The organism is Arthrobacter oryzae, from assembly GCF_037911235.1.
Taxonomy (GTDB): domain Bacteria; phylum Actinomycetota; class Actinomycetes; order Actinomycetales; family Micrococcaceae; genus Arthrobacter; species Arthrobacter oryzae_E.
Window position 1 is genome coordinate 183,400 of the sequence record NZ_JBBLYW010000071.1, and the last position, 13,380, is coordinate 196,779.

Annotated in this window: 9 protein-coding genes; all 9 read left to right on the plus strand. The window is 66.4% G+C overall.

Annotated elements, in window-relative coordinates; all coding sequences use genetic code 11:
* The first annotated feature begins 67 nt into the window (after window positions 1-67).
* The 9 genes from WMN78_RS20915 (at window position 68) to WMN78_RS20955 (ending at window position 13,323) form a co-directional block, all read left to right on the plus strand.
* The gene (locus WMN78_RS20915) at window positions 68-904 is read left to right on the plus strand and encodes a sugar phosphate isomerase/epimerase (RefSeq protein WP_340535661.1); all 837 of its coding nucleotides are present in this window, start codon (window positions 68-70) and stop codon (window positions 902-904) included.
* 31 nt (window positions 905-935) lie between these two features.
* Window positions 936-2,102 carry a Gfo/Idh/MocA family oxidoreductase gene (locus WMN78_RS20920; RefSeq protein WP_340535662.1) on the plus strand — a complete coding sequence of 389 codons (1,167 nt, stop codon included), beginning with the start codon at window positions 936-938 and terminating at the stop codon, window positions 2,100-2,102.
* A 135-nt stretch (window positions 2,103-2,237) separates the two neighbouring features.
* Window positions 2,238-3,299, plus strand: coding sequence for a LacI family DNA-binding transcriptional regulator (locus WMN78_RS20925; protein WP_340535663.1), 1,062 nt, complete (start codon window positions 2,238-2,240; stop codon window positions 3,297-3,299).
* 89 nt (window positions 3,300-3,388) lie between these two features.
* Window positions 3,389-4,795, plus strand: coding sequence for a glucuronate isomerase (gene uxaC, locus WMN78_RS20930; protein ID WP_340535664.1), 1,407 nt, complete (start codon window positions 3,389-3,391; stop codon window positions 4,793-4,795).
* The gene (locus tag WMN78_RS20935; protein WP_340535665.1) at window positions 4,792-6,222 is read left to right on the plus strand and encodes a mannitol dehydrogenase family protein; all 1,431 of its coding nucleotides are present in this window, start codon (window positions 4,792-4,794) and stop codon (window positions 6,220-6,222) included. The genes uxaC and WMN78_RS20935 overlap by 4 nt, the downstream gene beginning before the upstream one ends.
* Before the next feature lie 211 nt (window positions 6,223-6,433).
* On the plus strand, window positions 6,434-8,257 hold the full coding sequence (gene uidA / locus WMN78_RS20940) for a beta-glucuronidase (protein ID WP_340535666.1): 1,824 nt from the start codon (window positions 6,434-6,436) through the stop codon (window positions 8,255-8,257).
* A 58-nt stretch (window positions 8,258-8,315) separates the two neighbouring features.
* Window positions 8,316-9,746, plus strand: coding sequence for a glucuronide transporter (gene uidB / locus WMN78_RS20945; protein ID WP_340535667.1), 1,431 nt, complete (start codon window positions 8,316-8,318; stop codon window positions 9,744-9,746).
* Between the two features lie 45 nt (window positions 9,747-9,791).
* On the plus strand, window positions 9,792-11,021 hold the full coding sequence (gene manD, locus WMN78_RS20950; protein ID WP_305943393.1) for a D-mannonate dehydratase ManD: 1,230 nt from the start codon (window positions 9,792-9,794) through the stop codon (window positions 11,019-11,021).
* 37 nt (window positions 11,022-11,058) lie between these two features.
* Window positions 11,059-13,323 carry a gluconokinase, GntK/IdnK-type gene (locus WMN78_RS20955; RefSeq protein WP_425341193.1) on the plus strand — a complete coding sequence of 755 codons (2,265 nt, stop codon included), beginning with the start codon at window positions 11,059-11,061 and terminating at the stop codon, window positions 13,321-13,323.
* The last annotated feature ends 57 nt before the right edge of the window (window positions 13,324-13,380 follow it).

A 13,380-nucleotide genomic window follows, 5' to 3' on the forward strand; every position in this document is an offset into this window, starting at 1 on the left:
GGTGCCTGATGCAACACAACACGCATAACTACGGAGGAACACAGTGGCCAAAATAGGCGTACAAGCGATGATGCTGAAAGGCAGCTTCAGCGAACTCGGGGCGTTTGAAACGCTCCGCAAGGTCAGCGCGATCGGTTACAACGCCGTCGAGATTTCCCAGATCCCGATGACCCCGCAGAACGTTGCGGAGCTGGACCGTTCCCGCAGTGAACTGGGCATGGACATTGCGGCACTGTCCGTGGCGATGGAAACCCCCAAAGGCATGCCGGCCGATTCGCTGAAGGACGATTTTGACAAGATCGTGGACGACGCCAAACGGCTGGACAGCAGGCTCCTGCGGATCGGCATGCTGCCGTTCCCGGCCATGAAGTCGATCCACGCCGTGGTGGACTTCGCCAAGCAGGCCAACGAGTACGCGGAGCGGCTGCAGGAGCAGGGCATCGGACTGTATTACCACAACCACCACATCGAGTTCGCGAAGTTCGACGGCAAGTACATGCTGGACGTCATCGCCGAGAACTCCCCGGCCATGGGCATGGAAATCGACGTGCACTGGGTGCAGCGCGGCGGCCTGGACCCGGTCCGCACGCTGGAGAAGTACGCCGGCCGCACCGCCATGGTCCACCTGAAGGACTACAGGATCGGCCAGATGCCGGAAGCCTCCTTCGGGATGCTGGAAAGCGGCGACTTCGCGGGCTTCATGGCGGAGTTCCGGAACGTGGTGCAGTTCGCCGAAGTGGGCGAAGGCAATCTGGACTTCCCCGCCATCATCCCGGCCGCGGAGGCTGCCGGCGCCCGGTACATGCTGGTGGAGCAGGACGAGCTGTACGGCCGCACCGTCTGGGACGCGCTGCAAACCTCCTACGACAACCTGGTGGCACTGGGCCACGCCGACCTTTTCTAATACGCAACGACTGACTATGGAGAATTCACATATGAGCAGGAAAGTACGCCTCGGCATCATCGGCCTGGGCCAGCAGGGCGGCGCCTACGCCAGGTTCATCACGGACGGCATGGTCCCCAATATGGAGGTCGGCGCCATCTGCGACACCGATCCCGCGAAGAAGGAACTGGCCTCGGCCACCTACCCGGACGCGCCGTTCTACGACGACTACATCGCCATGCTCGAAAGCGGCGACGTCGACGCCGTCGTCACCTGCGTACCGCATTTCCTACACCCGGAAATGGGCATCGAGACCCTCAAGCGCAACATCCACGCGCTCGTGGAGAAGCCGGCCGGCGTGTACACCAAGCAGGTCAAGGAGCTGAACGAGTTTGCCGCCAGCAAGCCCGAACTGTCCTTCGCCATCATGTTCAACCAGCGCAACAACCCGCTGTACCGGAAGCTGAAGGAAATCGTCGAGAACGGCGAGATCGGCGCCATCCGGCGCACCAACTGGATCATCACCAACTGGTGGCGTCCGCAGGGGTACTACAACTCCAGCGAATGGCGCGCCACGTGGGGCGGCGAAGGCGGCGGCGTCCTGGTCAACCAGGCTCCGCACCAGCTGGATCTGTGGCAGTGGATCTGCGGCGTGCCCAGGTCCGTCTACTCCAAGGTTGCGTACGGCTTCCGCCGCGACATTGCGGTGGAGGACGAAGTCACCGCGGTGGTGGACTACGGCAACGGCGCCACCGGCGTCTTCGTCACCGCCACGCACGACCTCGTGGGGACCGACCGCTTCGAGATCCTGGGCGACCAGGGCAAGATCGTCGTCGAAAATTCCAAGACCGCCACCGTGACCCGCCTGAAGAAGCCGGAGCGCGAACTCAGCGACGCCATGGACATGGACGATGTCCGCAAGCTCTTTATGGGCGAGCTGAACCCGGAGCAGTACTACACCACCGAAGTCATCGAGTTCGAATCGGTTTGGGGCGGCCAGCACGCCGGCGTCCTGGAGAACTTCGCGGCGAACATCCTGGACGGCACCCCGCTGCTGGCCCCGGGATCGGACGGCATCAACGGCGTCCGGCTGGCCAACGCCATCCACCTGTCCAGCTGGACCGGCACCGAAGTGGGGCTGGACTTCGACGAGGACGTGTTCCTGGCCGAGCTGAACAAGCGCATCGCGGACGAGGGCAAGTTCGCCGAGCGCTCGTAACCCGGGCCCGCCGGCGGTGGGCTGCGGCAACCGCTGGCCATCTCACCCAACTGGGTCGCAGTTAATGTCGTTATGAGCGCTTTTGACGACGTTAAATGCGACCTAGTTGGGCTGTTTCATCGTTAGGATGGGGCGGTGACTGAACCCAAGACGCCGGACGCCGCCGCACCAGCAAGCCCGGCCAAAAAGCACGCCCGCGACGGAAAATCCCACGCCACGATCTACGACATTGCCAAAGTTGCCGGCGTCAATCCGTCCACGGTTTCCCGCGCGCTCAGCAAGCCGGGCCGGGTCAGCGCCAAGACGCAGAAGCTCATCGAGGACGCCGCCGCCGAGCTGAACTACCAGGTCAACCCGTTCGCCCGCGCCCTGCCCACCGGCCGCACCAACACCTTCGGCCTGATCGTCGCGGACATCACCAACCCCACGTTCTTCGACATCATCCGCGGCGCGCAGACCACCGCCACCCTGCGCGACTACACCCTGGTGCTGGCCGAATCCGCCGAGTCCGGGGTCACCGAGCTGACTGCAGCCCGCCGGATGATGGCCACCGTGGACGGCCTCATCCTGGCCAGCCCGCGCATGGACGACGACGACATCCGCGCCCTGGCCCGCGACAAGCCCGTGGTGGTCATCAACCGCGAGGTGGACGGCGTGCCGTGCGTGGTTCCCGACGTGAACAAGGGGATCAGCGAGGCCGTCCGCAGCCTGGCCGCCAACGGGCACACGAAAGTTGCCTTTGTGGCCGGGCCGCCGCAGTCCTGGATGTCCGCCCGGCGCTGGGAAGGCGTGCAGGCCGCCTGCGAATGGTCCCGGCTTGAAGCCGTACGGCTGGAATCGAGCAAACCCACCGTCGACGGCGGCAGGCAGGTGGCGCGCGACGTCCGGGCCACCGGGGCGACGGCCGTGCTGACGTACAACGACCTCCTGGCGATCGGGCTCATGCAGGAACTCCAGGCCGCGGGCCTGGTGGTGCCGGACCAGATCAGCATCGTGGGCTTCGACGACATCTTCGGCGCGGATTTCACGACGCCGCCGCTCACCACCGTGCGGTCGCCGCTGGGGGAGTGCGGCTCGGGCGCCACCACCCTGCTGCTTGACCTGCTGCACGGAACGGGGGAGCCGGCGGGCACCCTGCGGGTCGAAACGGAGCTGGTGCTGCGGGGCTCGAGCGGACGGCTCCTTCCCGCGGGCTAGGTCCCAAATCTGCGTCACTAGCCCGCAACTTAATGGCAATTAATGGCAACCGGTTGACAAAGCCCTAGGGCAGGCCGGACCATTGATCTATGTCACAGTCGATTGCCGCCAACCCAGACCGGCTCCTGCCCGCGGACCCCGGAACGCGCAGCATTGCGCGCGACCTCCTGCAGCGCGTCCAGGACCTCCCCATCATTTCCCCGCACGGGCACGTTGACGCCGCAGTCATCGAGCACAACACCCCCTTCCCGGACCCGGCAGCGCTGCTGGTCAGCCCGGACCACTACGTCACCCGCCTGATCCACGCCAGCGGTGTCCCCCTGGACCGGCTGCGGCCCTCAAACACCACCCAGCCGGACTCCCGCGCCGTCTGGCACGAGTTCTGCAAGGCCTGGCCCCTGTTCGAAGGCACCGCCTCCGGCTACTGGCTCCGCACCCAGTTCAGCAGCGTGTTCGGCCTGGCGCAGGAGATCGGCGCCGAGACCGCCGATGCCAGCTACGACGCGATTTCCGCCAAGCTGCTGGAGCCCGGCTTCCGCCCCCGCCAGCTCTTCAAGGACTTCAACATCGAGGTCCTGGCCACTACGGACGATCCCCTGGACAGCCTGGCCAGCCACAAGGCCATCGCACAGGACCCCACGTTCCACGGCCGCGTCCTGCCCACGTTCCGCCCGGACCAGTACCTGAACATCGCGCACCCCGAGTGGTCCGCGAACGTTGACCGGCTCATCGCGGCAGCGGGCGACGGCGCCACCGGCTACGCCGGCTACATCACCGCGCTGGAGAACCGGCGTCGTTACTTCGTGGAACACGGCGCAGTGTCCGCGGACCACGGCGTCCGCACGCCCGCCACGCTGAAGCTCGACGCCGGCGATGCGGCGAAGCTGTTTGACCGCGCCCGCTCGGGCCAGGCCACGGCGCAGGACCGCGAAGACTTCGAAGCCCACATGATGTACCAGATGGCGCGGATGTCCGTGGAGGACGGCCTGGTCATGACCATCCACCCGGGGTCCTACCGCAACCACCACGGTCCTACGTTCGAGAACTTCGGCGCAGACACCGGCCACGACATCCCGTTCGCCGTCAACTACACCGAGGCGATCCGCCCGCTGCTGCAGGACTTCGGCACCGCCAAGGACTTCCACCTGGTGCTCTTCACCCTGGACGAGACCGTGTTCTCCCGCGAACTCGCGCCGCTGGCAGGCTTCTACCCGTCTGTCTACCTGGGCGCCCCGTGGTGGTTCCTGGACGCACCGGACGCCATGCTGCGCTTCCGCTCGGCCGTCACCGAGACCGCCGGCTTCTCCCGCTCGTCCGGTTTCATCGACGACACCCGCGCCTTCTGCTCCATTCCCGCCCGCCACGACGCGTCCCGCCGGATCGAGGCCTCCTTCCTGGCCCGCCTCGTCGCGGAACACCGTGTCAGCGAAGAGCGCGCCCATGAACTGATCGTGGACATCGTGGACGGCTCTCCCCGGAAGGTCTTCAAGCTGTGAGCATCGACCTGCAACGCGAAGCAGAGCCCGCTGTGGAATTGCCCCGGCTGAACCGCCGCCTGCACCCGTCGGCCAAGGCACCCGTGCGGGTCGTGCACCTGGGGCTGGGTGCCTTCCACCGCTCGCATCAGGCCTGGTACACGCACCAGGCGGGCGACGCCGCGGACTGGGGCATCGCGTCCTTCACCGGACGCCGCCCCGACGCCGCCCTGGCCCTGGCAGAGCAGGACGGGCTGTACACCGTGGTGGAACGCGCCGACGCCGGCGACTCCTTCACCGTGGTGGACAGCATCGTGGAAGCGGTTGACGGAGCCGACGTCCAGCGGCTGGCGGAGCTGCTCGCGGCCCCCGCCACCGCCGTCGTCACCCTGACCATCACTGAGGCCGCTTACCGGCTTGGCGCCGACGGGCAGCTCGACCGAAAGGCGCACGACGTCGTCGGCGACCTCGCGCTGCTGGCCTCCGGAGACGGACAACCGGCGACGCCGCTGGGCCGGCTGGTGCTGGCCCTCGCCGCCCGCCGTGCTGCCGCAGCAGGACCGCTGGCCGTGGTCTGCTGCGACAACCTCTCCAACAACGGCACCGTGGCGCATAACGCCGTGGTGGGCATGGCCGGGGCCTGGGACGCGGGCCTGGCTGACTGGATCGACGGCAACGTCAGCTTCGTCAGCACGTCGGTGGACCGCATCACGCCGCGCACCACGGACGCGGACATCGCCGCCGTTCAGGCCGCATGCGGCTACCGGGACAATTCCCCCGTCGTGGCCGAACCCTTTTCCAACTGGGTGCTCAGCGGTGACTTTCCCGCCGGACGTCCGCGCTGGGAAGACGCCGGAGCCGTGTTCGTTGCCGAGATCGAGCCGTACGAGAACCGCAAACTCTGGCTCCTGAACGGCGCGCACTCGCTGCTGGCCTACGCGGGCCAGCTCCGCGGGCACGCCACCGTGGCCCAGGCGCTGGCGGACCCGCTGTGCCGACAGGCCGTTGAAAGCTTCTGGGACGAGGCCGAGGCGAACCTTTCCGGCGCGGAAGGGACGGCAGACCTGCAGATCCCGGCCTACCGGCAAGCGCTGCTGGCGCGCTTCAGCAACGCCCGGATCGCCCACCACCTCGCGCAGATTGCCATGGACGGCAGCACCAAGCTGCGGATGCGCGCCGTTCCGGTGCTGCAGGCCGAACGTGCCGCGGGCAGGTCCGGCGCGGCCGCCGCGCTCATGATTGCCGCCTGGATGGACTACTCCGCGGCCGCGGACGAGCTCCAGGATCCGCTGGCCAGCCAGGTAGCTGAAGCCAACCGGCTCAGCGGCACCGAGCGGGTCCGTGCCCTGCTCGCGCTGGTGGATCCCAACCTGGCCGGGGACGCCGCCGTCGTGGCCCTGGTTGAAGACCTGTGCGGAACGTTCGGGGAGCGGGCTGTCTCCCTCTAGCGTCCTCCGCACACGCGCTGCTGCCCGGCTCCCGCATCGCGGGGGCCGGGCGGCAGTGTTTTCAATGAACTTTCAATAAAATTATGGCAACCGCTTGCCATTTGATTGCCAAGTGACTAGGATTACAACAAGAGCAAAACCGGCGCCCGCCCCGGCCTCCCCTGAATCCTCCTCCCGGCACCGCCCGCAAAGACGCGATAGGAACCCCCAGATGCTGAAGCCCCAATCCAGCGAAACGCGCGAACTCGTCAACCTTGACGGCCTCTACGCGTTCAAGGTGGACTTCGACCGCGCCGGCCACCGGGAAGAATGGTTCAAGGCGCCGCTGGACACCGGCCTGGAGATGGGCGTCCCCGCCAGCTACAACGACGTCTTCCCGGACAAGGCCATCCGCGACCACGTGGGCTACGTCTGGTACCAGCGCGAAGTACGCGTCCCGCGCGGCTGGGCAGGGGAGCGCATCCACCTGCGCCTCGACTCTGCCACGCACGAGGGCATGGTGTGGGTTGACGACATGCTCGTGGCACAGCACACGGGCGGCTACATGCCCTTCAGCGCGGACATCACGGACCATGTCAGCCCGGGCAAGACGTTCCGCCTCACCATCTCGGTCAACAACGAACTCACACAGGCCACCATCCCGCCGGGCAGCATCACCGCCACCGAGGACGGCCGCCGCCAGCAGGCCTACCTCCACGACTTCTACAACTACGCCGGCCTGCACCGCAGCCTGTGGCTGTTCAGCACCCCGGCCGTCATCGTGGACGACATCACGGTAGTGACCGGTTTCGACGGCGCCACCGGCACCGTTGACTATACGATTGCGACGGCGGGCACCGCCGCCGGCGGGACGGGCACTGAAATGGTGACCGTTACGCTCACGGACGCCGACGGCGTCGAGGTTGCCACCGCGGACGGCGCCCAGGGCGCGCTGGTGATCAACGACGTCGTGCTCTGGAAGCCCGGTGCAGCCTACCTTTACAACCTCACCGCCCAGATCCGCGACGGCGGCCGCCTGCTGGACAGCTACACGCTGCCGGTCGGGGTCCGGACCGTGGAGGTGCGCGGCAAGGAATTCCTCATCAACGGCGAACCGTTCTACTTCACCGGCTTCGGCATGCACGAGGACCACGTCACGGTCGGCAAGGGCCACAGCAACGCCCAGATGGTCAATGACTTCCAGCTCCTGGACTGGGTGGGCGCCAACTCCTTCCGCACCTCGCACTACCCCTACGCCGAGGAAGTCATGGAGTTCGCCGACCGCCACGGCATTGTGGTCATCGACGAAACCGCGGCCGTGGGCCTCCACCTCGGCTTCGGGGCAGTCTTCGGCGGCATCTCCAAGAAGACCTACGTGGACGGCGGCGTGGACGCCAACACCGCCGCCAACCACCGGCAGGCGATCACCGAACTCGTGGCCAGGGACAAGAACCACCCGTCCGTTGTCATCTGGTCCATCGCCAACGAACCCAACGGCTCCGAGGAAGGCGCCCGCGAGTACTTCCAGCCGCTGGTGGAACTCACCCGTGAGCTGGATCCCACCCGTCCCGTGGGCTACGTCAACGTCATGTTCGACACCCCGGACAAGGAACTGCTCGGTGACCTCTTCGACGTCATCATGCTCAACCGCTACTACGGCTGGTACCTGAACAACGGGGACCTGGAAACAGCGGAGCAGGTCCTGGAAAAGGAACTGCGGGAATGGGAGGCCAAGTACGGCAAGCCCATGATCATGACCGAGTACGGGCCGGACACCATGCCCGGCTTCCACTCCATTTACGAGCAGCCCTGGAGCGAGGAATACCAGGCAGCCTTCCTGGCCATGTACCACCGGGTCTTCGACCGCGTGGACGCCATGGTGGGCGAGCAGGTCTGGAACTTCGCCGACTTCCAGACGTCCAACGGCATCATGCGCGTAGACGGCAACAAAAAGGGCGTCTTCACCCGCGACCGCCGGCCGAAACCGGCCGCGTTCGCGCTGCGCCAGCGGTGGACCGCGCTGGCGGGCACCAAGGCCCGCAGCACCGCCCCCTAGCACGTGACCATTTTCCGCCGGCTCCACGGGGCAGGCATCGGGTAAAGGAGCCCACATTATGAAGAAGCTCAGCAAGCTCAGCATCGTCGGCTACGGCGCCGGGGATGCAGCCAACAACCTCGCCTTCACCACCGCCACCATGTTCCTGCTGGTGTACTACACGGACGTGGCGGGTATTTCCGCGGCCGCGGCGGGCACCCTGCTCCTGGCCGTCAGGATCTTTGACGCCTTCGCGGACGTCTTTGCCGGCCGCGTGGTGGACCGGGCCTTCAGCAAGCGCTTCGGCAAGTTCCGCCCTTTCATCATGTTCGGCTCCATCCCGTTGCTGCTCCTGAGCGTGGCAACGTTCTCCGTGCCGCAGCTGGGCGAATCCGGCACCCTGCTCTACGCCTACGTCACGTACGCGGCCCTCGGCCTGGCGTACAGCCTGGTCAACATCCCGTACGGCTCGCTGGCAGGCGCCATGACCCAGGACCCGGGGGAGCGGGCCAAACTCGGCTCCGCCCGCCTGATCGGCGCCCTGCTGGTGGGCTCCGGCTTGGGAATCTTCGTGGCACCGCTCATCAAGCCCGGAGCCGACCTCCAGGGAACCTTCACCACCATCACCCTGGTGTTCGTGGTCATCGGTGCGGCCCTCTACTTCTTCACCGTCCTGACCGCCAAGGAACGCGTCCACCGCGCCGTCCCGAACGTCACGCTGAAGCAGAGCGTGGACACCCTCAAGGGCAACAAGCCCCTCCTGATGCTCTGCCTGAGCTCCTTCTTCTTCCTCTCCGGCTACCTCGCCCTGACCTCGGTGCAGCTGTACTACCTGCGCGACGTGCTGGGGCGGCTGGACCTGTACCCGGTGCTGTCCATCACGCAGCTCGTCCTCACCTTCGTGCTGGCCGGGTTCATGCCCAAACTGGTCCGTACCATCGGCAAGAAGCGCGTGTACATCTACTCGTCGCTGGTCACCGTCGTGGGCGGAATCATCATCTTCTTCACGCCCGCCAGCCAGGTCTGGATCGGTTTCAGCGGACTCCTGATCAGCCTTGTAGGCGTCCTCGCCGTCAACATCGTGGTGTGGGCCCTGGAAGCCGACACTGTGGAATACGGCGAATGGAAGACCGGTGTCCGCACCGAGGGCATCACCTACGCGCTGTTCTCCTTCACCCGCAAGACGGGCCAGGCCGTGGGCGGTGCGCTCGCCGCTTACGCCCTGGCGCTGGGCGGCTACAAGTCCGGCGGAGCACAGACCGCCGACGCCATCTTCGGAATCCAGGTCGCCGCCGGTGCCCTTCCGGCCGTGCTGACCATCCTGGCCGTGCTGGTCATGTCCAAATACAAGCTCACCGACGCCATGCATGCCGAGATCCTCACGGAGATCCGGGCCCGCCAGGCAGGCGGCCAAGCCGCCGGCACTGCAAGCGCCGGCACCGAAGGCTCCACAACCGCAGGTTCCGGCACTGCAGGCGCCGGCAAGCCGTCCGCTGCCAACTCCAACTAACTTTCCCATTACTCCCCGCCTCAGCCCCGCTCGAAAGGAAAAGCTGTGAAAATCATTGCCGCGGAAGTCTTCGTGACAAGCCCTTCCCGTAACTTCGTAACCCTCCGGATCACCACGGAGGACGGCGTAACCGGCATCGGTGACGCCACCCTGAACGGCCGCGAGCTCGCAGTGGCCGCCTACCTCAAGGAACACGTTGCACAGCTGCTGATCGGCAAGGACCCGCACCGGATCGAGGACACCTGGCAGTTCCTGTACCGCAGTTCCTACTGGCGCCGCGGCCCCGTGACCATGGCCGCGATCGCCGCCGTGGACATGGCGCTGTGGGACATCAAGGGCAAGATGGCCGGCATGCCGGTCTACCAGCTCCTCGGCGGTGCCTCACGCAACGGCCTGCGCGCCTACGGCCACGCCTCCGGCGCGGACATCCCCTCCCTGTTCGACTCCGTCCGCGAGCACCTGGAACTCGGGTACAAGTCGGTCCGCATCCAGACCGCCGTCCCCGGCATCAAGGCCGTCTACGGCGTCGCAGCCCAGGCCCAGGCCTCCGGCGAGCGTTACGACTACGAACCCGCCGGCCGCGGCGCGTTCCCCGTGGAAGAGGACTGGGACACCCGCGCCTACCTGCGCCACCTGCCCACCGTGTTCGAAGCCGTCCGCAACGAATTCGGGCCGGAACTGCCGCTGCTGCACGACGGACACCACCGCATGACGCCCATCCAGGCCGCCAAGCTGGGCAAGGCCCTGGAGCCTTATGACCTGTTCTGGCTCGAGGACTGCACCCCGGCCGAAAACCAGGAGGCCCTGCGCCTGGTCCGCCAGCACACCACCACCCCGCTGGCCATCGGTGAAATCTTCAACACCGTGTACGACTACCAGACCATCATCAAGGAACAGCTGATCGACTACGTCCGGGCAGCCTCCACCCATTTCGGCGGCATCTCCCCGCTGAAGAAGGTCATGGACTTCGCCGCGCAGTACCAGATCAAGTCCGGCTTCCACGGCCCCACCGACATCTCCCCGGTGGGCTTCGCCGCCCAGCTGCACGTGGGCCTGGCCATCCACAACTACGGCATCCAGGAATACATGCAGCACTCGGACAAGACCAACGAGGTCTTCGAGCAGTCCATGACGTTCGTGGACGGCTACCTGCACCCGGGCGACAAGCCGGGCATCGGTGTCGAATTCAACGAGGAAGCCGCAGCCGCGTTCCCGTACCAGCAGGCCTACCTGCCCTACAACCGTCTCGTTGACGGCACCGTCCATGACTGGTGAGGCGCCGGCAGTGAACAGCAAACACCGCATCATCGTCATGGGCGTTTCCGGCTGCGGCAAGACCACCATCGGCGACCTCGTGGCCCGCGAACTCGGCGTACCGTTCCTTGACGGCGATTCCCTCCACCCCGTGGAGAACGTCGCCAAGATGGCTGCCGGCACGCCGCTGACGGACGAGGACCGCTGGCCCTGGCTGGCCACGGTCGGCAGCGAACTCGCGGCCGCCGGAAACGGTGGCCTGGTGCTCGCCTGCTCCGCCTTGCGGCGCAGCTACCGGGACGCCATCCGCGAACAGGCTCCGGACACCGTCTTCCTGCACCTGCATGGCAGCAAAGAGGTGCTGCGGGCACGGACTGAAGGCCGTTCCGGCCACTTCATGCCGCCCGCCCTCCTTAATTCGCAGCTCGCCACACTGGAACCGCTCGACGCCGATGAAGCCGGCGTCGTGGTGGACATCGCCTCTCCGGTACAGCAGGTGGTGACCGAAGCGCTCGCCGCCGTTGCCGCCGTCGTGAACGCCGCCGGAAACGGCGCCGGTGACGCGGGCACCCAGCCGCGCCAGTTCGACGTCGACCTTCAGGCCGTGCCGTTCAACCTCGACGACGACGCCGTGGCATGGGTGGATTCCACCATCGCCGGGATGAGCCTCGAGGAAAAGATCGGGCAGCTGTTCATCAACCACAACAACGACTACTCCCCGGAGTACCTCGATGGCGTGCTGGAGAAGTACCACGTGGGCGGCATGCGCTACCGGCCGGGCCCCTCGGCTGCGGTGCAGGAACACATCCGCTACGCACAGTCCAAGACCCGGATCCCGCTGCTGGTGGCCTCCAACCCGGAAATGGGGGGAGCCGGAAGCTGCGACGACGGCACGTTCGTGTCGACGCACCTGCAGGCCGGCTCGCACCCGGACAAGGGCATCGCCCGGCAGATGGGTCAGGTGGCCGGCGTCGAAACCGCGGCGCTGGGCTGCAACTGGGCCTTCGCGCCGATCGTGGACATCCACTACAACTGGCGGAACACGGTCATCTCCACCCGGGCCTTCGGCAACACCCCGGACGTCGTGGTGGAGCGCGCCAAGGAGTACTTCGACGGCATCAGCGAGTCACCCACCGCCTGCGCCATGAAGCACTTCCCCGGCGACGGCATGGACGAACGCGACCAGCACGTGGTCACCTCCTACAACACCCTCGGCTACGAGGAGTGGAACCGGAGCTACGGGCACGTGTACCGGGAAATGATCGGGCACGGCGTGCAGTCCATCATGATCGGGCACATCGGGGCGCCGGAACTTTCCCGGCATTTCCGCCCGGGGATGGCGGACAAGGACATCCTGCCCGCCACCCTGTCACCCGAGCTGCTCCAGGACCTGCTCCGCGGCGAGCTGGGCTTCAACGGGCTGATCCTCACCGACGCCTCGCAGATGATTGGCCTTACCCAGGCCATGAAGCGCAAGGACCTGGTGCCGGCCACCATCGCGGCCGGCTGCGACATGTTCCTGTTCTTCCGCAACCCCGCGGAGGACTTCCAGTACATGATGGACGGCTACAAGTCCGGCGTCATCAGCGAGCAGCGCCTGCATGACGCATTGCGCCGGATCCTGGCCCTCAAGGCCTCGCTGGGCCTTCACCGGAAGGCACGCAACGAGCTTGTTCCGCCAGCGGACGCACTCGCTGTGATCGGTAGTGAAGCGCACCGGGCCATTGCGGCAGAGATCGCGGACAAGACCGTCACCCTGGTCAAGGACACTGCGAACAATCTGCCCATCACGCCGGAGACGCACAAACGGATCCGCCTGTACGGCATCTCCGGCGGTGCGGACTTCACCCGCGCGGACCCGCTGGCCTACCTGGACACCGTCAAGGCGGAGCTGGAAAACGCCGGCTTCGAGGTGCACCTGTTCAAGACGGCGGACCAGCGCGAGGCCGCAGGGGAGACCGGCGTGAACTTCATGTCGGTCATCTCGGAGGAAGCCACCGGCGACTATGCGGACAAGTACGACGCCGCCTTCGTGTTCGCCAATGTGAAGGGTTTTGCCCAGGAGGCAGCCATCCGGATCAAGTGGTCCACCCCGATGGCCGCGGAGATCCCGTGGTACGTCACCGAGGTCCCCACCGTGTTCGTCTCGCTTAATCAGCCCAACCACCTGATTGACGTGCCGATGGTGAAGACCGCCATCCACGCCCACGCGGGGTCGCCCGAGGCCATTCGGGCGACCATCGAGAAGATCATGGGCAGGTCGGAATTCCAGGGGACGTTCAACGAGAACGTGTTCTGCGATTCCTTCGACACCCGGCTCTGACGCGGCAACAGCGCGAACGGACAGTTGCGGCCCGGGGATCCGGGGCTTAACTGTCCG